We start from the raw sequence: 22,381 nt of genomic DNA, 5'->3' as shown, positions 1-22,381 counted from the left end.
ATATTCCCCCGGAAAAGGCAGGTTTGTATTATACTGTAAAACAAACAGAAATTTTTGAAAAGTTATCGGGGGTCTCCATGTTTTATTCACTTAGAAACCGGCTGTTTATCATTTTTACGATTCTTCTGACCGTTCCGTTTCTTGTTTTGTCCATTCTTATCCCGGCATGGTTTACTTCTGTTATTGAAGATCAGACAAAGGATTCAACTGTTGAAATGATGGAGCAGTTCTCGATTTATATTAACTCCGTCACCTCACAGGCAGAAGATTTGGGGAAACAGGTACTTGTTAATCAGGCAACTCAGGACTGGCTGCATGCAGAAAGTGATTCTGCTGTTTCGTCCGATGAGAGGATGCTGATCAAAAACCAGCTGAAAATGCAGCTTTCTTCGATGATGATCAATAATACAAATGGCATGGACATTTCCGTTTTTCTAAACGATGGCACAGGGACATGGGGAGATAGCCCCAACCTTTCTGAAACGGATTGGTACAAGGCGTTTTCAAAAGATGAAAAGCGCTGGATAAGTCATCACCAGGACCCGTACCAGCTTCATCAGGCAATGAGAGAAATGGAGGTTAACAGCTATTTAATTCCTCTTTTTGATATGCAGATGCTTGATTTATCGGGAATCATTAAAGTCAGTTTTCCAGCTTCGCTTCTTGAAACTGCGCTTGGGAAAATTAAACTGGGGGATAACGGACGCGTTTATCTTCTGGATGAAGACGGAAAGAACGTGTTGTCCGGCAAGGTGGAAACCCCTGCTTCTGTCTTAAAGGACAGTCTTTTAAACATTGAACGGATGAATCAGTCAAATGGGCTGATTGAAACGGCATACAGGGGTAAAGATTATCTTGTTTTTTTTCAAAAATTAAAGATAGGCAATTGGACGCTTTTCAGTGAAATCACAACATCAGAGCTTTTCGCTGAAATTGACAGGCTGCAGAAAAAATTATTCTTTTTCAGCGGAGTGATCTTTCTGCTGACAATCCTTGCTTCGTATGTCCTTTCTTCCAATATTGTCCGTCCTCTCGGTAAGCTTACCAATGCCATGAAATTTGTAGAAAATGGAGATCTTGAAGGAGCCAGGTCGTTTATGCCGACCATTAAATCCTATAATCATGAGGTCGGATATGCCATTAAGGTGTTTGATCATACCGTGGAAAAGCTGAATGAACTAATCAAAACAGAATATGAGGCAAATCTCCGAAGAAAGGATGCTGAGTATAAAGCTCTGCTTCTGCAGATTAATCCGCATTTTTTAAACAATACGCTAGAAGTCATTGGGAGTCTTGCCCTGCAGAATAAACAGAAGGAAGTACTGGATGTAAGCATATTTCTCGGAAGAATGATGAGATATTCATTAAATACAAAAACGGATATTGTCAGATTAGGAGAAGAGCTTGCCTATATTCGTGACTTCATCGAAATTGTAAAGCTCAGATATGATGGGGCAGTCAGCTTTATCATAGAAGAAGATCCGGCAGCAGCTTCCTTTCCTATCTGCAAATTTATCATTCAGCCGCTTGTAGAAAATGCGGTTAAATATAGTTTAATACAAAAAACTGAGGCGGAAATTCTGATTAGGACCGAATGGAAAGATAATGAGTTAACGATATTGATAGAGGACGATGGTATAGGCATGTCAAAGGAGATGGCATCAAAGCTCTTAGCCGAAGAGAAAGAATACGAAACCGTTTTGGACAGTGGAGGAAGCAGCATTGGGCTGAGAAATGTCATTGGAAGGCTGAAGCTGTTCTGCGGGAGCCGGTTTTCAATCAGGATTCATTCAGAAGAAGGAGCAGGGACAAGCATTGCATTATGTATAAAGGGAAATGAGGGGGATATACATGATGAAGGTTATATTGGCGGACGATGAAATTCAAGTGCGCAGAGGGCTGAAAATGAAAGCAAACTGGGAAGAAGAAGGATTCCTGATTGCCGGAGAAGCATCAAATGGAAAAGAAGCACTTCAGCTTGTGAAAGAAATGAAGGCAGATGTCGTCATCACGGACGTCCGGATGCCTGTGATGGACGGAATTGAATTCGCTGGAAGATGTCACCGTGAGTTTCCCGGTGTAAAAGTGATTGTGTTATCGGGATATTCCGATTTTGACTATGTCAGGTCGTCCCTGGTTGAAGGAGTAAAGGATTATTTGCTCAAGCCTGTTGCTCCAGACGAGCTTGCAGGAGCTTTAAGAAGGGTGAAGGAAGAAATAGCTGCTGAAAAAAAGAAGCAGCTTGAAGCAGAAAAAATGACAAGGCTTGTTCACACACAGCTGGAAGAAATGAAGGAACAATACATCCTTCAGCTCGTAAAACAGGACTGGACTGAGTCAGCTGCCGAAAGACTGCATCATTTTGAGATGGACATTCTTGCCAATAAAGAAAATTCCGTTCAATTTTTCACCGTGGAACTCAGGTCAGCCAGATATTCAGTAAAAGAGCTATGGCTTCCTTTCAGAATGCTCTGCAAAGAAATAGCCGGAACGTATGATGGGGCGTGCGCTTTTTATGATGCCGGGTATGCAAGCATGATCCATTTTCTTCAGTGTTCATCAGACAGGAACGCTTTTGAAACATCCAGCATGATCAAAAAGGTTCAAACGTATGCAAAAAAATATCTTGGAGCTGAAACCGTCATCGGAATAGGCAAGCAGGTATCAGCATCAGAGTTAAAAACAGGCTACATTTCTGCCCTGCTTGCCTGGAGCCAGAGTGATCCGGATGAAAAATCACAAGTGATTGACGGAACACTTCATAAAGAGTTATACGAGTTCTCGCCTGATCTCGAGAAAAAAGCAGTCAATCTGATTGAAAATGGCCGAATGCGGGAGAGCAGCATGATGATCGCCGATCTTTTAAATGAAGCAAAGACCAAGTCAATGATGTCCTTTTCATTTGCAGCCGGCAGGTTCCTTTTGCTGCTTGAATCGCTTGCTGTGAAATATGATTTGGAAAGGGAACAGATGAACCAGACGATGTGGACATGCCAGCAGAGCATCGGAGAATTGACCTCCCATGAAAAAGTTATTGAGCAGCTATCAGATTTTGCTCACAGTATTATTCAGAGGGTAAACACGGTCCGCTCTTCGCCAAACGGCTTATCCGTTGTGGAAAACGTGCGCCGATACATCGACCTGAATTTTGCAAATGAAATTTCATTGGGCACGCTTGCTGATCAATTTCATATCAACAGTGCTTATTTGTCAGAACTGTTTAAGCTTCATGTCGGACATACGTTCAGTGATTATCTGGCAGAGGTACGGATGAAGCATGCATGCGGATTCTTAAAAGACAGACAGCTGAAAGTGATTGATATTGCATATTTAACAGGCTACTCTAATTCCAGTTACTTCAGTACCGTCTTTAAAAAACACATCGGCCAGACACCGGCAGAATACAGGAAAAATGCTTTCAACATGGCAGGAGGAGAAAGCAGATGAAAAAAGGTGCAGTTGTCATTATCCCCGTCCTTCTGCTGTTGCTTGCAGGCGGGTATTATGCCTTTTCATCCTTCACCCTGTTTCCAAATGATGAAAGGAACGATCAGGGATCGTCATCGGGGAAACCCGCAGCAATTGAACTGACATTCTGGCGGAATTATGGAACAAAGCTTGAAAATGAAGCTTATAAAGAGCTGATTTCAGTTTTTGAATCAGCTCATCCCGGTATAAAGATTAACATGAACGCCATTCCTTATGGAGATTATGAATTAAGGCTGAGGACGGAAATTGCCGCAGGAAGTCCCCCTGACATTATGTCGATCGACAGTCCCAATCTTGGGCTTTATGCAAATTCGGGTGCGCTGCTATCCATTGATAAAGAAATGAAAGCAGAGGGACAGATTGACGATATCCCCTTTTCAACACTTGAAGGAATGAAATTTAAAGATGAAATCTACTTGTCTCCTATCGCGGAATCCGGTGTGGCGTTATTTTATAACATTCACCTCTTTAAGAAAGCGGGACTGCCGCTTCCATCACAGGATCCTGCTGACCCAATGTCATGGGACGAAGCAGTCGAGCTTGCGAAGGAAATCAATGATCCCTCAAAAGGGGTTTATGGAATAGATCCTGCACAGGGATTCAGCAGCGGAGAATCCCCAGCCTACTTTAAAACAGCGCTGCTGTGGCAATTTGGCGCTGATGTTCTCAGTCCTGACGGGAAAACGGCATCCGGATATCTGAATTCAGACAACGCAATTAAAGCCCTGCAATTCTATCAGGATCTCTATCACCGCCATGGTGTCGCTTCTGTTGAAATGCCTCCCGATCCGTTTGTAACAGGCCATCTTGGCATGTCGGTCATGGGGTCATGGATGCTTGAAGAAATTGAACGGAATTTTCCTGATTTTAAGCTTGGAGAGGATTTTGGAGTGGCCCCATTGCCGAAAGGGACCCGCCAGGTGACGCCAAACGGAGGCTGGGCTCTTGGAATATCATCAAATTCAGAGCATCCGGAAGAAGCCTGGGAATTTATTCAATACATGACGGGCTTTGAAGGTTCCAAAAAATATGTGGAAATAACGGGTGACATGCCTGCCCGATTTTCAGTATCCAAGTCATTTCCGGAACTCTCATCTTATCCGAAAAATATATTTGTTCATCAGGCTTTAAACTACTCAAAAAACCGTCCTGTTTCACCGGCTTATCCAGTCATAAGCGATTCTTTGAAAGAATTATTCGAAGACATCGGCATAGGAAGAAAGGACGTAAAAGAATCCGCCGATAAAGCTGTCGCTAAAATAAACGGAAGTCTCGATGATATAGATAAGAAATAATGAGGAGATATGCTGGTTGTAGATAGCTGAAACATTTTTTATCATTATGCAGCCCAAATTAAACTTGCAAAATGCAGAGCCGATTCCGCTGAGGATCGGCTTCTTATGTTTTTCGAACAAGATTGTGCGTATCCTCTTCTATGATGAACCAAAAATATTAAACTTCTTCTTCCAAAGATATCAAACTTTTTTGAATGGGGCATTTGATAAAGTGAATGTACAGAGAACAGATAAAGGTCTCTGAAACATAATGAAAGCGCTTATATGTGTTTTCTGTAAAGGGGGGAGCTGTATGCAGGAGGCAGTGAAGGCAAAAGATGAGAGCGTTATCATCGTAAAGCCGGAGGCAAAACCCAAATACAAATGGGAGTATGTGAAAAAGAATTACTTTCTGTATTTGCTGATTGCGCCTGCTGTTATTCTCACAATTGTATTTAAGTATGTTCCGATGTACGGAGCAATCATTGCCTTTAAAGATTTCAGCACGATAAAGGGAATCTGGGGAAGCGAATGGGTTGGGCTTAAGCATTTTCAGGAGTTTTTGACCTCCCCAAATTTTGAAACCATCTTCATGAGCACGCTTAAGCTCAGCCTGTACGGGCTTTTGCTTGGATTTCCGATTCCGATTGTCCTTGCTCTGATGCTGAATCAGGTCAGAAGAGCAGCTATTAAGAAAAATATTCAGCTGTTCTTATATGCGCCAAATTTTATTTCGGTCGTTGTCATTGTAGGGATGCTGTTCATCTTTTTAGCTCCGACAGGCCCGGTGAATCACTTCATTACGTTTCTTACAGGAAAGCCGGTCATGTTTATGTCCGATCCGGAATACTTCAGATCGATTTATATTCTTTCAGGCATCTGGCAGGCTGCGGGCTGGTCGTCCATCGTCTATGTGGCGGCACTTGCGAATGTGGACCCGGAGCTGCATCAGGCCGCAACGATTGACGGGGCCAATATTCTGCAGCGGATGATTCATATTGATTTGCCAGCTTTAAAACCGCTTATGGCTATTATCTTTATTTTAGGTGCAGGTGGCATCATGGCAATCGGCTTTGAAAAAGCATTTCTGATGCAGACAGCCATGAATCTTCCAACGTCGGAAATCCTTCCGACCTACGTGTACAAAATCGGCCTTCAGGCTGGAGATTACGCCTATTCTACTGCAGTCGGCCTGTTTAACTCAGTCATCAACGTCATTTTGCTTGTGGTTGTGAATTTTGTGGTCAAAAAACTGAACGAGGGAGAAGGACTCTATTGATTCGAGAGGAGGATTTTCATGATTAAACATACACGCGTTGACCGGATCATCCTGTCTCTGAATGCCGTTTTTCTCTGCCTGGCAGTGCTTGTTGTTCTTGTGCCGCTGGTTTATGTCGTTATCGCTTCCTTCATGGATCCGACGGTTCTTCTAAATCAAGGACTTTCCTTTAACGTCTCTGACTGGAGCCTTGAAGGCTACAAACGGATTCTGTCGGATGATTCCATGGTGCGGGGATTTGTGAATGCGATGCTTTACTCCGCGGGGTTTGCCATAATAACTGTCGTCGTTTCCATATTTGCTGCGTTTCCTCTTGCGACAAGAGGGTTTGTCGGGAAGAACGCGTTTATGACGTTTTTCCTGATTACGATGTTTTTCAGCGGCGGTTTGATTCCGACCTATCTGGTTGTGAAGGAACTCGGCATGCTGAATACAGTCTGGGCGATTTTGCTGCCTTCCGCTGTGAATGTGTGGAACATCATCCTTGCAAGAACGTACTTTAAGGGAATTCCCCACGAACTGCACGAAGCGGCAAAAGTGGACGGGGCGTCAGATTTGCTGATTTTCTTCAAAATTGTCATACCGCTTTCAAAACCGATCATCTTTGTTCTTGCGCTGTATGCCTTTGTGGGACAGTGGAACTCATACTTTGACGCAATGATCTACCTGGAAGATCCGAACATGCATCCTTTGCAGCTTGTTTTAAGGTCTATTTTAATTCAGAACCAGGCTGAACCCGGCATGATAAGCGATCAGCTGGCAATGGCCGAGCTTGCCAAGGTTTCTGAGATGATCAAATATTCAGCGATTGTCATTTCAAGCCTTCCGCTGATTATTATGTATCCGTTCTTCCAGAAGTATTTTGAAAAAGGGGTTATGGTTGGTTCGTTAAAATAAAAAACACAGGGGGAAATGGTCATGAAACACGTTAAAAAAGCTGCAGGGGCAGCGGCAATTGCCGCTCTATTATTATCCGGGTGCACAAGCAAAAATGTCGCATCCTCTGAGGACTATGAATTAAAGGATATTTCTTTCCCGCTGAAGGAAGAGGTGAAGCTGAAGTTTATCACGCAAAGCTCTCCCCTTGCGCCGAAGGATCCAAATGAAAAACTGATTTATAAGCGTCTGGAAGAAAAAACGGGTGTTCAGATTCAGTGGAAGAACTATACGAACGATGTTTTTGCAGAAAAAAGAAACCTTGCCATGGCAAGCGGCGATTTGCCGGATGCGATCATGGATGCGGGCTACGGCGATTATGACCTGCTGAAGCTAGCCAAAGACGGGGCCATTATTCCTGTTGAAGAGTTAATTGAAAAGCATATGCCGAATCTGAAGAAAGTGCTTGATTCATCGCCTGAATACAAAGCGATGATGACCGCTCCTGACGGCCACATTTATGCATTTCCTTGGATTGAAGAGCTTGGCACCGGGAAAGAAAACATTCACTCGGTCGATGATTTCCCGTGGATCAATAAAGAATGGCTGAACAAGCTTGGACTGGAGATGCCGAAGACGACAGAAGAGCTGAAAAAGGTATTGATTGCCTTTAAAACGCAGGATCCAAACGGCAACGGCAAAGCGGATGAAATTCCTATGTCCTTTATCATCAATCACGGCGGGGAGGATCCGGCCTTCTTGTTCGGGGCATTCGGACTTGGAGACAACTGGGATCACACGGTTGTAAGCAACGAAGGTAAAGTGATACTGACAGCTGCAGAAGAAGGATATAAAGATGCCATTATGTATTTCAGTGACCTCTATAAAGAAGGGCTGATCGATGTTGAAGCGTTTGAGCATGACTGGAATACGTATCTAGCGAAAGGAAAAGATGAGCGCTACGGCATGTATTTTACATGGGATAAAGCAAATATCACAGGCATGAACGAGAAATATGATCTTATGCCTCCGGTGGCAGGACCTGATGGAAATGTGAACGTTGCGAGAACAAACGGGATGGGCTTTGACAGAGGAAGAATGGTCATCACAAGTTCAAATAAAAACCTTGAACTGACTGCGAAGTGGATCGACCAGCTCTACGACCCGCTGCAGTCTGTCCAGAACAACTGGGGAACATACGGGGATGATAAGCAGCAAAACATCTTTGAATATGACGAAGCTGCGAATATGCTGAAGCATCTGCCTCTTGAGGGAGCTGCTCCGGTTGAAGTCCGTCAGAAAACCAGCATTAACGGGCCGCTTGCCATTTTGGATGAATACTATGGCTCTGTGACAACGAAGCCGGATGATGCCGCATGGAGACTGGACTTAATGAAAGAGGTCATGGTCCCGCATATGAAAGCTGAAAACACGTATCCGAAGGTTTTCTTCTCGCTTGAAGAGCTTGATAAACTATCATCTATTGAAGCCGATCTGTTTGCTTATATCAATAGAAAACGAGCAGAATGGATGACAAATGGAAAAGCAGAGTCAGAATGGAAGGAATATCTGGCCGAGCTTGACCGTCTGGGACTGCAGGAGTGGCTTGAAATTAAGCAGACAGGCTATGACCGCAACCAGCAATAACCGGACTGCAGGGGCTGCTTAATCATCAGCAGCCTCTTATTCTATGAAAAGGGAGTTTTTTAAGTGAAGACGATTCTATCAGAAAAATACCGCCCGCAGTTTCACTTTTCACCGAAGGAGAAGTGGATGAATGATCCTAACGGAATGGTGTATTTTGAAGGCGAATATCATTTGTTTTATCAGTATCATCCTTACAGCACAGTTTGGGGTCCCATGCACTGGGGGCATGCCGTGAGCAGGGATCTGATTCAATGGGAGCATCTGCCCCTGGCCCTGTATCCTGATGAACACGGAGCTATCTTCTCTGGAAGCGCAGTTGTTGACTGGAAAAACTCAACCGGTTTTTTCGATGATGAACCGGGGCTTGTTGCCGTTTATACGAGCCATGACACCTATCCGGGCACAGACAGAGCCCGTCAGCGGCAATGCCTTGCATTCAGCAGCGATAAAGGGCGGACTTGGACAAAATACAGCGGCAATCCCGTTCTTACGGATGAATCGAAGACCGATTACCGGGATCCGAAGGTGTTCTGGCATATGGATACGCAGCGCTGGATTATGATTCTTGCCACAGGACAAAGTGCGACCATTTATAAGTCGGAAAACTTAATAGACTGGCAGTTTGCGAGTGAATTTGCAGAAGGATCACACGCGGGCTTTTGGGAGTGCCCTGACCTCTTTCCGCTTCCTTCAGGCGAAGGGAAGGAGAAATGGGTCATGCTCGTCAGTCTGGGTGATACAGGTGATTACACAGAGGGGTCGAGAACTCAGTATTTTACCGGTGACTTTGACGGAGAAACCTTTGTGAATGACCGGGAAAAAGATGAGGTGCTGTGGCTTGATCACGGCAGAGACAACTATGCAGGCGTAAGCTTCTCAGACCTTCCTGACCGCCGCATATATATGGGGTGGATGAGCAACTGGCGGTATGCCAATCAAGTGCCGACAGGAGAATGGCGCGGCGCTATGACGTTCCCGAGGGAGCTGTCACTATCAGCAGGTGCAGACGGCCTTCATCTTATCCAGAAACCGGTCCCGGAAATACAGGTCCTTAGAAAAGCGGGAGAAACCTGTCACGATCTTTTTGTGTCCGCAGAAAAACACGCAGTGATTCCATTGAAAGGTTCTTTAATGGAACTGAACCTGGAGGCTGAGTTTGAGGGGGATGCCGGGCTGGAGCTGATGATCCTTCATTCAGAAGCAGACAGAACGATCATCTATTATGACCCGCAGTCTGAAATCCTTTCAGCAGACAGAACGCACTCCGGAGAGTCTGACTTTTCAGCGTCTTTCCCTGCCGTTCAGGAGGCGCCGCTAAAGATGAAGAATCGTTCGATCCGCCTGCAGCTGCTGCTGGATTCATCCTCCATTGAGCTATTCGGCAATGACGGTGAATGCGCCATAACGGGCCTGATTTTTCCTCAGCCGGAGGAAAGTGTGCTGCGCTTGGCGTCGAGGGGCGGAAGGGTACATGTCAAATCACTCGAGCTGCATGAACTCTCTTCCATCTGGAAGCGGAAGGAGTGATGGATGTGGACAGGTCTGTCATTTGCATCGGAGAAGGGCTGATCGATTTTTACTGCACGGAACCGGACATCCATCTTGCAGAAGGAAGGAAGTTTGAAAAGCAGGCAGGAGGAGCACCAGCAAATGTCTGTGCCGCAATTGCCAAGCTTGGCGGCAGGGCTTCCTTTTGCGGCAAAGCCGGGAATGATCCGTTCGGACAGTTTCTGAAGAAAACGCTGGATGATGCAGGCGCAGATACATCCATGCTTGTTTTTGATCCTGATCATAAAACGACGCTTGCCTTTGTATCACTTCAAAAAAATGGTGAACGGGACTTTCTTTTCAATAGAGGCGCAGATGGTTTTTTAACGGAGCGCGATATAAATGAAGAAAAGTGGAATCAGGCGTCAATCCACCATTTTGGTTCGGCGACAGCCCTGCTGGAAGAACCGCTGCGTTCCATGTACTTGGATTTGATGGGAAAAGCAAAGGGCGGGGGGAAATTCATTTCGTTCGATCCAAACTACAGACAAGATTTGTGGAAAGGAAGAGAAACCCTGTTTATCAATCTTGTTCAAGAGGCCTTGAAACTCGCTGACTTTATCAAAATGAGCGGAGAGGAATTGGCGCTGATTTCAGGGGAAGAAAGTATTCAGGCAGGCCTCGATGCACTGCACAAGTCCTGCAGCGGGCTGATTGCCGTTACATTAGGAAGTGCAGGAACCGTAGTTTCGAACCGGAAAGAAAGAGCCGCTGTTTCAAGTATTAAAGTGAAGTCGGTCGATTCCACGGGTGCCGGAGACGCCTTTGTCGGAGCGTTTCTTTATCAGCTTGCAGACGGGGGGAATCCGAGGGAAGCGGCTTCTGACATGGCAGCAGTAAAAAGAATGACGGCCTTCAGCAATCTGGCTGGAGCCGCGGTCTGTACAAAGATTGGAGCCATTGCTGCAATGCCTTCAATTGAAACCGTCAAAAGATTATCAGCAGCTAACGGGATTAGATAATTACGTCCCGTTTTTTAAAGGAAGTAATGTAAGCGCTTAATAGTTGCAGAGAGGGGATGGATAAAATGAAAAAAAGAACACTTCTCAAACTGGCAGCAGCAGCTGCTTTGCTATTTTCTGCTTTTTCCTTACAGGAGTTCAAAGGGGCAGCGACCGAGAGGAATACAGCCATTTTCGGATACTCAGCTTTGTCAGGAAGCTGGACAAAGAATTCAGACGGATCGCTAAGTGGAAGTGCGGCAAAACAGCCGGCTCTCCTTTTATCAGATTCAGAAACGTCCGGTTATCTTGAGTATGAAGCAACAGTGAAGCTTGAGAAAAAAAGTGCAGCATCCCTTGTTCTGCGAGCAAATGAAACAGGGACAGAAGGGTATAAAGTGAGCCTTGATGCAAAAAAAGAAACCGTATCACTTGGAACGCTGAATCAAGGCCGCGCGTTAAGAACTGTTCCGCTAAAACTAAAACATTCAGCAGCTATTAACGTTAAAACAGTGGCAGATGGCCCGTGCATAACAGTTTCCGTAAACGGGAGAACCGTTCTGGAGGTTACTGACTACCGCTTTTCAAAGGGCTATGCAGGATTTCAGGCAGAGAACGGAAATATACTTTTCAGCAAAGTGAAGCTGCACGAAATACGGACAAACCTGACGGGCCTCTCAATGAAAAAAGGAAAGTGGCAGGCTGGACCCGACGGGCTGGAAGCATTACCGGGACAGGGAGAGGACCTCTCTTCCGTTTCATCGGTTTCTTCTAAAGATTTCACCTTTGAATCGGATTTGCTCATAAAGGATAAACATGCAGCCGCCTCCCTGCTTATCAGATCAGACAAAACCGGCACAAAAGCCTATCAGGTAAAGGCTGATGCCGAAAAAAATAGGCTGCAGCTTATAGACGTTCAGAAGAAAAAGATTCTTGAGGAAAAACAGGTAACGATTGACCATGGAACGCTTTATCACGTAAAGGTCAAAGCAGAGGGCTCTTCCCTGCAGGTATTTTGGCAAAACGCAGGAAAGCCGGTTATAGATGCTGAAGATGATTCATATTCAAATGGATTTTTGGGCTTTCATGCCGGCGGACATGCCGTCTTTCAAAATAGTCACCTGAGTGATCTTCAGTCCAACCTTGAGGGATGGCAGCCGGTCAATGGAGAATGGGCTCCTCATCTTGAAGGTGTTGGAGGAACGAGCCCGCCAGAAGAAAATGCCTTCCGTATCGCTGAAACAGAAGGGGATGATTTTGTTCTTGAAGCCGATTTGAAAATAGATTCCCAAACTCCATTCGGTACGGCTGGTCTTATTTTCAGAGGAAAACCGGATGCCAGTGAAGGCTATATGCTGACATTGGATCCCAATCTGAATCAAATTCGTCTGCTTGATTTGAAAGGAGACCGTACCCTTGGCATAGCGGACAGGGATTTAGAGCCTGGTAAACTCTATCATGTTGAGGTTCATGCAGCGGGAGATCATTTGAAGATTTATTTTGACGGATATGCTGATCCGACTATTTCCGTAACAGACTCAGCCTATTCAAGCGGAAAATATGGATTAAATGTATACAACGGCACAGCCTTTTTCCAGCATGTATACGGAGAACAGCATGACACGTATTATTCTGAGCTTTACCGACCGCAGTATCACTTTACACAGGCAAGGGGCTATGCAAGCGATCCAAATGGCCTTGTTTACTATGAGGGAGAGTATCATCTTTTTCATCAGGACGGCGGAAAGTGGGCACATGCGGTCAGCACGGACCTTGTTCACTGGAAAAGGCTCCCGATTGCTATTCCCTGGAATGAAATGGGGCACGCCTGGTCAGGGTCTGCTGTAGTTGATAAAACGAATGCCTCCGGATTATTTGATAAGGAAGGTTCCGGACTGATTGCCTTCTATACCTCTTTTAATCCTGAAAAACACAACGGAGATCAGAAAGTCGGCGTTGCCTACAGCCAAGATAAAGGCCGGACGTGGGAATTTTATGACGGAAATCCCATTATCCCGAATATAGGGGAATTCTATGGCGGAGAAGGCTGGGATTTCAGAGATCCGAAAGTTGTCTGGGACGGGGAGCATAATCAGTGGGTGATGGTCATATCCGGAGGAGATCATATCCGTTTCTTTACCTCTCAAAACCTTCTGGCCTGGGAGATGATTGAATTATTTGGCTATGGGGACTACGTCAGAGGGGGAGTGTGGGAATGTCCGGATTTCTTTCAGCTGCCGGTAGACGGAGATCCGTCCAAAAAGAAATGGGTGCTGTCCATCAGTACCGGTGCCAATCCGAAAACAGGCGGATCAGATTCGGAATATTTTACGGGGACCTTTGACGGAAATCGTTTCGAGAGCGATAATCCCGCTGGAAAAGTGCTGAAAAACGAGTTCGGCAAGGAGATGTATGCGGCGATGTCGTTTGCGGATATTCCGGAAGAGGACGGGCGCAGAATCTCACTCGGCTGGATGAGCAACTGGGATTATCCCTTCGCTTTTCCGACATCACCGTGGAGAGGGCAAATGTCGATTCCGCGTGAACTGACGCTCAAAACGGTGCCGGGAGAAGGTGTAAGATTGTTCCAGAAACCGGTTGAAGAGCTGGAGCAGTTAAGAGGCGCAGGTTTCTCTTGGAGCGATAAGACTGTAAAGCCTGGAGATGCAAATCTGCTGGCGGACATCAAAGCCACATCGTATGAAATCAAAGCAGAAATAGAACTGCCTGAGAACAGCAAGGCGGAATTCGGATTCGGGCTGAGAGAATCGGGCTCTCAAAATACTGTTGCAGGCTACAAAGCTTCAGAAGGCATCATGTTCTTTGACCGGTCTCAATCTGGAGATGTCAGTTTCTCTGACAAGTTCTCCACTTATCATGAAACCAGTGCTGAACCTGAGAACAAACGGGTGAAAGTAAACATTTTTGTGGATGAGTCTTCTGTTGAGGTGTTCGGAAACGACGGCGCGGCCGTTTTCTCCAATGTTATCTTTCCGGATGGAGCAAGTGATGGCATGAGTTTTTACACCAAAGGCGGGAGCGTGAAAATTGTTTCCCTTGATGTATACCCGTTAAAAGGGATTTGGAAGGAAGGCGAGGGTTCTGCCGAAGTCGTCATGGATCATCAAAAAATGACCCTTCCGGTTGGAGGTGTGCATAAGCTTTCTGCATCCGTAACAGGCAAGCATCAAAAACTAAAATGGCATTCAAGTAACCCTGATGCAGCAAAAATCGAAAAAACGGATGATGACAGCGCAGAAATCCGTATGACAGGCCACGGACGAAGCATCATTACTGCATCGGCTGCAAATGGGAAGATTGCCGGAAGAACCATTATCGAGAGCACCGCTTCCTTTAAAATCGCCGAGAAGACAAGCGGGAAATTCCTTGTACCGGAAGGAAAGGGAAATGGCTCTAAAACAAGACTCCAGCCGGGCGGGGAACATGTATGGAAAATAGAAAATGCCGCACCGGGGGCTTATAAAGTTCACGCAGGCGACAGCAAATTTGTGCTGGATGCTTCAGGAGTCACTGCCGGAGATGATGTGCAAATATGGGAGTATTTTGGCTACGGCAACCAGCAATGGAAAATTACAGACCAGTGGGATGGAACCTACCGCTTCAGTGCTGTCAACAGCGGTAAAGTAATGGGGGTTAAGAACAACCGGCCCGAGGATGGAACAATTGCAGAAATCCAGAATGCAGGGGGAGGGGAGTTTCAGGATTGGGAGCTTATTAACTTTGAAGGAAACGGCATAAAGTAAACTTACTGAAGCTTTACTTTAAAAATGCATCGTGCAGAGGAGTCGTGTTTTAACTCTTCTCTGCACGTTTTTTTATTAGATCTTATAAAGCCATAAGCAGATTCATTTGTTAGAAAATTTATTTAACAAGGAAATAATATCCTATTATGTTACAATATTCTAGTCTAAAAGAAGGGGGTGTAAAGTCTTGAGTACAGAAGCTTATGTAAGTCAGCCGGTGAATGCAGCATCACATAAAGAAGCCTCATATTTTGATGGCGGACTGTTTCAATACATCGGTTGGTCTTTGCTTGGTTTGCTAGTAACAGTGTGTACATTTGGTATTTGTTATCCTTGGTCTATTACTATGATTTTAAGCTGGAAGGCACGGCATACTGTTATTAACGGCAAGCGTCTAAGATTTCACGGAACTGCAATAGGATTATTCGGCAATTGGATAAAATGGTGGTTCCTATGCATTATTACTCTAGGAATCTATTCCTTTTGGCTGTTTATTGCGCTGGAAAAATGGAAAACAAAACATACGTCATTTGAGTAATATGAAAGTGCTCTTCTCTTTATGAGGAGGGCGTTTTTTTATTCTCTGCAACTCAGGTCTTAGAACGGTTCAATCCCGCGTCCGTTTCAGGAAGCTGTATTCCGCGATATCATAGGCTGTGCAAAGAGATAAGCACTACTATTTTATATGGAGGAATATTTCAAATGAATAAAAAGAACTCGTTCTTTTTGGCGGCACTCAGCATCACAGGATTAATCGTATGGTTCAGCCAGGGAGGATCAGACGTTATTTTTAAAGAAAAGCCGGTTGAAATACCGGAAACAAAAACTTACTCAGCTGAAGTTCTCTGGCCGAAAACGCCTGAAGAGAAAAGCGCAGCTGGTGAAGCAAGCGGTGTGGCGGTTAACTCTGAAGGAGATATTTACTATTTTCACAGAGCAAGCGGAGAGTACAGCGGAAAAGATGTTATTAAAGAACCAACGATTGTCGTTTTGGACGGAAAAACAAAAAAAGTTAAAAGAACTCTGGGAGAAGGCATGTTCAAATCTCCGCATGGTCTTGAAATCGACAGCGAGGATAACATCTGGGTGACAGACGTTTCTTTAAATAAGGTTTTTAAATTGAGTCCGGAAGGTAAGCTTATGCAATCATTCGGGAATGAGTACCGGACGGGTATGGAATGGAGTCTCCGCATTCGAAATCTCCTTCCAAACTTTCCTGTTTTCATGGATGAATACACATTTGCGCGCCCTACAGATGTAACAGTCATGGATGACGGCTCATTCGCTGTTTCGGACGGCTACAGAAACCGGAGAATAGCGAAATTTGATAAAGAAGGAAAACTGGAATGGCAGATTAATCAGCATGGAGACGAGCCGGGAGAATTCAACCTGCCGCACGGAATCAGCAGCGACAGCGAAGGCAGAATCTATGTCGCAGACCGAAGCAATGCACGCATACAGGTATTTGATAAAAATGGACAGTATCTTGACCGCTGGGACATGCCGGAGATCGGCAGGCCGTTTGGTGTAGAAGCTGCCAGTGACGGAAACATTTACGTTGTTGACGGCGGTGATTCCCTGAACGGCGCAGAAGAAAACTTTACAAGCCAGGTCATTGTCTTAGACAAACAAGGAACAATACTGGAGCGATTCGGCACATGGGGCAGCAAAGAAGGCCAGATGAAAATTCCGCATGATATTGCTGTTGATGAGAGCGGGAATTTGTATGTAGCTGAGCTTGGCAATAAAAGATTACAAGAGTTTTCGAGAAAGTCGTTTAACTAGAAACATCGGATTATTTCTTCTAACTGGGGACGGCACCTTATAGCCGTCCTCCCCTTTTGCTTTCAATTTTACCATCAGGTTCAAAACTGCCTTAACTAATTTCAGAATTTTTTATGCTTTTACACGCTGCCCGCTAAATAGAGGATTTTTACGTCCGATAATATAGGTATAAAGTAATGAATGGAATGCAGAGATTGATCGTTTATAATTGGGCGCTTTAACGATCGGGAGCAAGTAGCGCAACCGGCCAGCACAGACAGGACTGATGGACTGAAATAGAAAAAGCATTGAGTAAGGGTAAGCATGAAGGTAAAAGGGGGAAAAAATGAAGAGTATAAAATGGAAAATCTTAATGAGCTATGCGATTGTTTTGCTATTATTGGTCATCATTGCCGTGTTCAGTTATCTGACGATAAACCGGATCTCTGATGATGTAGAGGAAATCACCGCAAATGATTTGGCGTTTCTGGAATCTTCAAATTCGATGACATTCAGCGTGGCGTACAGGGCAAAAATTGCGCGTGATTATATTTTATTTGACAGGGAAGAGTTCAAAAAGCAATTTTTAGACGAAACGGAAAAAGCGATCGAAACCGAAAAAGTATTGCAAAAGGCTATTCAAAACGGAAAGATTTCAAAAGAAGTGGAATCTGCTCTCTCGGAAGCGGATGAAAAGACGATCAAATGGAGGACGCTAGTTACTGAAGAAATTATCCCTCTATATGACAGCGGAGAACGAGAGAAAGCTCTGCAGCTGATGGAGGAGAAATGTCTCCCGTACAGTCAGGAAGCGATTGATGCTTGGGCAGAAGTTGTAAAAATACAAAATAAAATTACAAGTGATCAGACATCGGAAACGATTGAGTCTTCAAACCAATCTAAAATAATCATTGTTATTGCTTCTGTGATCGCTTTTGCGGCAGCTCTCATTATTGGTCTTTTGAATGCCAATGGTATTTCAAAGGCTGCTGCCCTCATCGTGGACAGACTCGAAACCATCTCTAAAGGAGACCTTAAAGGCGATCTTATTCAGGCGCAGTCCCAGGATGAAATCGGCCGCCTCATTGTGGCTTCAAATACAATGTCTGTCAATTTAAAAGCGTTTATGCAGCGAGTCTCAGACACATCAGGACAGGTAGCGGCCGCCTCTCAGCAGCTCGATGCATCAGCAGAGCATTCGTCAGCTTCTGCTATGCAAGTAACGGCCACAATTCAGGGAATTGCCGAAGATGCCAACACATCTTCTGAAAGTGCCAATGAATCTGTGCGGTCGATGGAAGAAATGGCGAAAGGTGTTTACCAGATTGCCGAATCATCCGAAGATGTTTCCAGAGAGTCGCAGACCGCAGCGAAACAGGCTACTGACGGTAATATTCTTGTAGACAAAGCCGTTGAGCAAATGGGGGCCATCCAAACATCTGTTGCAACGACATCGCACCTTTTATCTAATTTAGGAAACCGTTCAAAAGAAATCGGGAAAATAGCCGAGATGATTACAGGGATTGCAGAGCAGACAAACCTGTTATCTTTGAACGCCGCGATTGAAGCTGCTCGTGCAGGAGAACACGGACGGGGCTTTGCCATTGTTGCAGATGAAGTAAGGAAGCTTGCCGAGCAGTCGAAAGAATCAGCCGATCAAATAGATGAATTAATCGGCCACATTCAAAACGATGCAAGTACAGCGATCTCATCAATGGCACAAGGTGAAGGCGAAGTGAAAAAAGGGACCGATGCGATGAATGAAGCGGGACATGCATTTAAAAATATCATCACTTCCATTCACCTGGTCTCAGAAAAAATCGAAGAAGTTTCAAGATCCGCAAAGAAAATGGCGGGTGACTCAAAGCACGTAAACGAAAGAATCCATTCGCTTGCAAACGCAGCAACAGATACATCCTCAAATTCGCAAAACGCTGCAGTGTCCTCAAAAGAACAATTGACAGCCATGCAGGAAGTTTCTGCTTCTGCTGCCTCCCTTAGTCATATTGCGGGAGAGCTTCAGGAAGAATTGAAGAAGTTTAAGTTTTAAGAGAAGAATCGAATAGAAAAAGCAGGGAGCGCATAGAGTGCTTCCTTTTCGGTGTTTGTGAAAAAGTGCATAAAAAAGAAACCCTTGCTGCACAAGGGTTTCCAGATATGGAGCATAACGGGATCGAACCGATGACCTCTACGCTGCCAGCGTAGCGCTCTCCCAGCTGAGCTAATGCCCCGTATAAAAATAGTGCCAGTTGTTCCTGGCGATATACTAAATTATACTCCGTGATTCACTATGTTGCAATAGAAAAAACAGTCAAAACGAAAAAAGTTTTGACTGTTTTTATTCGCTTTCTACGACTCCAAAGAAATCCTCGTGTACGTAACCATTTATTACAATATCTAAATCATGAAAATAACGATGAAGAGTCAGGACGGTGTCAGCGTTTCCTGCGATGACACTGTCGGCATGCATGGTGATTGCTTCAAGATCTGCTTTTAAAGCGGAATCTTCTATCAGGGGAATGAAATGGCCGGCATAGGCCTTGGCTGCTTCAGCCCGGGCAATTTGGTCTGGCATGTTCAGATCATTGATTCTTTCCCAGCCGGTTGTTTGATTATAAAACCCATGAAATTCTTTGATGAATGCACCTGCATCAGCGTATTCAGGATTTTCTGTGTCCCCATAATCCTGCACTTGCTGGGGCTCCTTGTTTGTTTCAGCAGCGAGTTGTTCGGGCGAGTGCTTATCCTCGTTGCCGGAATCTTTCAGGTAAACCATTGTCCAGACGCCGATTACCCCGGCCAAGAGCAGCACCATGACAGCTGCAGCTGCAATTTTAAGTCCTTTTTTCACAGTTCCAAGCTCCTTTTATGTAAGTACTACCTATTAAATAATACCATTAATGGTTGTGATTGGCGCTGTTATGAGTGAAAAGAATGAAAATTTACATAGTCTTATTAAACTATTTTGTTCTCTATTGAGAACTTATCGTGTAAACTACTAGTGTCAGGAAAACTTTGTAAAGGAGGTGAATACCCTGAAAAGATGGAAACATGCTGTTATCGCTTTTGTTATGATTTCTGCCCTTTTTGCTCCGACTTACGCTTCAGCAACAGGCTACAATTACTCACAGCCGCAGCAAAACTCGTTTGATTCGTTGCTGGATTCGGTTTTCTCTTATTTCTTCGGGGATAAGACGAAGAACTATGACTATGGAAACAGTCAGCAGAATCAGTACCAGCCGAATACCGTCAAATATGACGGCAAGTATTATTATTGCTGGACCAAGTTCTGGTGGGGATGGGGCTGGAAAAAGTATACGAAGAAAGAATGGGAAGACTGTTTCCCGCAAATTCCTAAAGAGTCATGGGAAATCTGGAAGAAGTGGTACTGCTGGTGAGGCTCCTGAATACATAATCAGGAACAAAAAAAGCGCAGACGGTGTCTGCGCTTTTGGTGCGTTTCTGTAGAAGTCTCTCTTTTAGGAAACTGCACTCCGCACTTCGAGCAGCTGAAGGAGATGTCTTTTTTCATGATAGCCGATGAATTCGATCCATTGCTTGAGGGAAAGGTCTCCGAGATGCGGATGCTTCATCACCTTTTCTTCAAGTTCCTGTTCAGGAGCTGTTTCTGCAAAGTTGATGAGTTCACGCCGCGAGCGGTCAAGCTTTGAGAATAGCTCTTCTTTTGAAAATGGGCCTTCTGCCGGCTTCAGGTTTTCAGGTGCCGGCACTTTACGTGAGCGGTCAATGACCAGTTGGAGCGGTTTTTCAGAGGCCTCTTTTTTCTCGCCGTTCATCAATACGTGCTTGAGGCCGCCTGTGATGACGGTTTCCATCAGATACAGATGGTCGAGAATCTGTCCAGGGCTCCAGACATCCTTTGAGGGTTTCATGTTCAGCTGTTCATCTGTCATTTGTTCTGTTTCTCTGATCAGTTCTTCTCTTACGTTCAATGTATAGTCGAGCATGGTGATCTCTCCCTTCTGCCGTTATTCTATCAAACTTGCCTGCAGGAAATCTCTTTTCAGCTTTTCTCAGACAGTTCCCTTGCCAATTCGTTTTTCACTTGCTCCCTGAGTTTGTATTTCTGGATTTTTCCTGAAGCGGTCATTGGATAGTCTTTGACAAAGGTGTAGTATTCAGGGATTTTATAATGGGAAAGCTGTCCTCTGCAGAAGGCTTTTACGTCATCAGCAGTAAGTGCTGCGCCTTCTTTTAAAACGATGCAGGCTGCCACTCTTTCTCCATATTTTTCATCAGGAACGCCAATCACCTGAACGTCCATAATGTCTTCGTGACGGTAAAGGAACTCTTCAATTTCACGAGGATAGACATTCTCGCCCCCGCGGATAATCATATCCTTTAGGCGTCCGGTGATGACAATATAGCCGTGCTCATCCATTGTTGCCAAATCGCCGGTATGAAGCCAGCCTTGTTTATCGATAGCTTCCTCAGTAGCCTCCGGCATTTTGTAATAGCCTTTCATGACAAGATACCCTCTTGTGCAAAGCTCGCCCTGCACGCCTCTTGGCGCCTCTTCTCCTGTAACGGGATCAATAATTTTCACTTCCACATGCGGATGTGCCTTGCCCACCGTTTCCACTTTGCGTTCAATGGAATCTGTTACAGTCGTCTGCGTGATAACGGGTGAGGCTTCTGTTTGTCCGTAGGCGATTGTGATTTCAGACATGCCCATGTCGTTCATTACTTTTTTCATCACTTCAATCGGACAGGTGGAGCCAGCCATAATGCCTGTTCTTAAAGTGGAGAGATCGTATTTTTTGAAATTTGGAGAGTTCAGCTCCGCGATAAACATCGTTGGCACGCCATGCAGCCCGGTGCATTTTTCTTTCTCGACCGTCTGAAGAACAAGGTCAGGATCGAATTCCACAATCGGAACCATAGCCGCCCCGACCGAAACGCAGGCAAGCACGCCGAGAACGCAGCCGAAGCAGTGGAAAAACGGGACAGGAATACACAGGCGGTCTTCATGGGTCAAATTCATCGAACTTGCCACCAAAAACCCGTTGTTGACGATATTATGGTGCGTCAGCATGACGCCTTTAGGAAAACCGGTTGTACCTGACGTATACTGCATATTTATAACGCCTTCAGGTGTGAGCAGGCTCTCGCGTTCTGCAAGTTCTTCATCGGTCACTTTCATGCCGCGGAGGAGAAGGTCGTTCCAGCTGAGCATTCCCTCCGGTGCTTCATTCTGTCCTATGTAAATGAGATTCTTCAAGTAAGGGAGTGCAGGCTGTGAGCTGTTTTCTGAAGAGGTTTCAGTCGTGATGGAGCGGACAAGGTCAACGTAAGATGTTCCTTTATAGCCGTCAATCAGAAAGAGAGCGGCAGAGTCTGACTGCTGCAGCAAATACTTGAGTTCACTGCTTTGATAGCTGGTGTTGACAGTGACAAGCACGGCCCCAATGCGGGCAGATGCAAACTGAAGGAGGAGCCATTCAGGAACATTCGTAGCCCATATGGCAATGTTTTCGCCTTTTTTTACGCCGAGTCCGATTAACGCTTTTGCGAGATTAGTTGTCTCGCGATAGAACTCATCATAGGTATAGCGGATGTTTTCCTTTGAATAGACGACTGCATCTCTATTTCCGTATGCAGAAACAGTGTCTTTCAATAATTGGCCGATGGTTTTGTTTTTAAGTGATTGCATAGGACCTCCCGGAACATTAAAATGGTTACGCTTTCATTATAACTATTTTTTGAAAGTTTTGAAAATATTATTCTGCAAATTGCCGGGTCCATCATGCAGTATAATGGAAATGAGTGAATGGTGAA

The 22,381-nt window shown here is 45.0% G+C and carries 16 protein-coding genes, 1 tRNA gene and 1 riboswitch; of the genes, 13 read left to right on the top strand and 4 right to left on the bottom strand.

Features of this window, described 5'->3' with window-relative positions; genetic code table 11:
* Positions 1 to 77 precede the first annotated feature (77 nt).
* From JOJ89_RS17075 to JOJ89_RS17020, 12 genes are all read left to right on the top strand, one after another.
* Positions 78 to 1,880: a cache domain-containing sensor histidine kinase gene (locus tag JOJ89_RS17075; RefSeq protein ID WP_203288585.1), complete on the top strand. Its 1,803-nt coding sequence runs from the start codon at positions 78 to 80 to the stop codon at positions 1,878 to 1,880.
* A complete protein-coding gene (locus tag JOJ89_RS17070) occupies positions 1,852 to 3,447 on the top strand; it encodes a response regulator transcription factor (RefSeq protein ID WP_242524623.1) in 1,596 nt (531 codons plus the stop codon). Before JOJ89_RS17075 ends, JOJ89_RS17070 begins: the two co-directional genes overlap by 29 nt.
* A complete protein-coding gene (locus tag JOJ89_RS17065; protein ID WP_203288583.1) occupies positions 3,444 to 4,784 on the top strand; it encodes an ABC transporter substrate-binding protein in 1,341 nt (446 codons plus the stop codon). The genes JOJ89_RS17070 and JOJ89_RS17065 overlap by 4 nt, the downstream gene beginning before the upstream one ends.
* 292 nt (positions 4,785 to 5,076) lie before the next feature.
* The gene (locus tag JOJ89_RS17060; protein WP_203288581.1) at positions 5,077 to 6,042 is read left to right on the top strand and encodes an ABC transporter permease; all 966 of its coding nucleotides are present in this window, start codon (positions 5,077 to 5,079) and stop codon (positions 6,040 to 6,042) included.
* 18 nt (positions 6,043 to 6,060) lie between these two features.
* Entirely contained in the window at positions 6,061 to 6,939 is an 879-nt protein-coding gene (locus tag JOJ89_RS17055) for a carbohydrate ABC transporter permease (RefSeq protein WP_029566123.1), read from the top strand.
* Positions 6,940 to 6,960: 21 nt separating this feature from the next.
* Positions 6,961 to 8,565: an ABC transporter substrate-binding protein gene (locus tag JOJ89_RS17050; RefSeq protein WP_203288579.1), complete on the top strand. Its 1,605-nt coding sequence runs from the start codon at positions 6,961 to 6,963 to the stop codon at positions 8,563 to 8,565.
* A 63-nt stretch (positions 8,566 to 8,628) separates the two neighbouring features.
* Positions 8,629 to 10,092: a glycoside hydrolase family 32 protein gene (locus tag JOJ89_RS17045; RefSeq protein ID WP_203288577.1), complete on the top strand. Its 1,464-nt coding sequence runs from the start codon at positions 8,629 to 8,631 to the stop codon at positions 10,090 to 10,092.
* Positions 10,092 to 11,075: a carbohydrate kinase family protein gene (locus JOJ89_RS17040; protein ID WP_203290370.1), complete on the top strand. Its 984-nt coding sequence runs from the start codon at positions 10,092 to 10,094 to the stop codon at positions 11,073 to 11,075. The genes JOJ89_RS17045 and JOJ89_RS17040 overlap by 1 nt, the downstream gene beginning before the upstream one ends.
* A gap of 65 nt (positions 11,076 to 11,140) precedes the next feature.
* Complete coding sequence (locus JOJ89_RS17035; RefSeq protein ID WP_203288575.1) at positions 11,141 to 14,818, top strand: GH32 C-terminal domain-containing protein; 3,678 nt, start codon at positions 11,141 to 11,143, stop codon at positions 14,816 to 14,818.
* A gap of 187 nt (positions 14,819 to 15,005) precedes the next feature.
* Positions 15,006 to 15,356: a YjgN family protein gene (locus JOJ89_RS17030; RefSeq protein WP_203288573.1), complete on the top strand. Its 351-nt coding sequence runs from the start codon at positions 15,006 to 15,008 to the stop codon at positions 15,354 to 15,356.
* Between the two features lie 164 nt (positions 15,357 to 15,520).
* Positions 15,521 to 16,603, top strand: coding sequence for a peptidyl-alpha-hydroxyglycine alpha-amidating lyase family protein (locus tag JOJ89_RS17025; protein ID WP_029566117.1), 1,083 nt, complete (start codon positions 15,521 to 15,523; stop codon positions 16,601 to 16,603).
* Positions 16,604 to 16,777: 174 nt separating this feature from the next.
* Positions 16,778 to 16,861, top strand: a riboswitch (cyclic di-GMP riboswitch).
* Positions 16,862 to 16,928: 67 nt separating this feature from the next.
* Positions 16,929 to 18,632 carry a methyl-accepting chemotaxis protein gene (locus JOJ89_RS17020; protein WP_203288571.1) on the top strand — a complete coding sequence of 568 codons (1,704 nt, stop codon included), beginning with the start codon at positions 16,929 to 16,931 and terminating at the stop codon, positions 18,630 to 18,632.
* 108 nt (positions 18,633 to 18,740) lie between these two features.
* Here JOJ89_RS17020 and JOJ89_RS17015 read toward each other — a convergent pair.
* Both JOJ89_RS17015 and JOJ89_RS17010 read right to left on the bottom strand, forming a co-directional pair.
* Positions 18,741 to 18,813, bottom strand: a tRNA-Ala gene (locus JOJ89_RS17015).
* A 107-nt stretch (positions 18,814 to 18,920) separates the two neighbouring features.
* Positions 18,921 to 19,433 carry a hypothetical protein gene (locus JOJ89_RS17010; RefSeq protein WP_029566114.1) on the bottom strand — a complete coding sequence of 171 codons (513 nt, stop codon included), beginning with the start codon at positions 19,431 to 19,433 and terminating at the stop codon, positions 18,921 to 18,923.
* Positions 19,434 to 19,608: 175 nt separating this feature from the next.
* On the opposite strand from JOJ89_RS17010, the gene JOJ89_RS17005 reads away from it, so the two are divergent.
* A complete protein-coding gene (locus tag JOJ89_RS17005) occupies positions 19,609 to 19,980 on the top strand; it encodes a hypothetical protein (RefSeq protein ID WP_029566113.1) in 372 nt (123 codons plus the stop codon).
* 81 nt (positions 19,981 to 20,061) lie between these two features.
* Here the strand turns inward: JOJ89_RS17005 and JOJ89_RS17000 are convergent, their stop codons facing one another.
* Positions 20,062 to 20,550: a DinB family protein gene (locus JOJ89_RS17000; RefSeq protein ID WP_029566112.1), complete on the bottom strand. Its 489-nt coding sequence runs from the start codon at positions 20,548 to 20,550 to the stop codon at positions 20,062 to 20,064.
* A gap of 56 nt (positions 20,551 to 20,606) precedes the next feature.
* Positions 20,607 to 22,256, bottom strand: coding sequence for an AMP-binding protein (locus tag JOJ89_RS16995; protein ID WP_029566111.1), 1,650 nt, complete (start codon positions 22,254 to 22,256; stop codon positions 20,607 to 20,609).
* Positions 22,257 to 22,381: the final 125 nt, after the last annotated feature.

The sequence above is a fragment of the Metabacillus sp. cB07 genome (assembly GCF_016839225.1).
GTDB classification, from domain to species: Bacteria; Bacillota; Bacilli; order Bacillales; family Bacillaceae; genus Bacillus_P; species Bacillus_P indicus.
The sequence above is the reverse complement of the archived record's forward strand: the minus strand, read 5'-3'. Positions and strand labels throughout refer to the sequence as shown.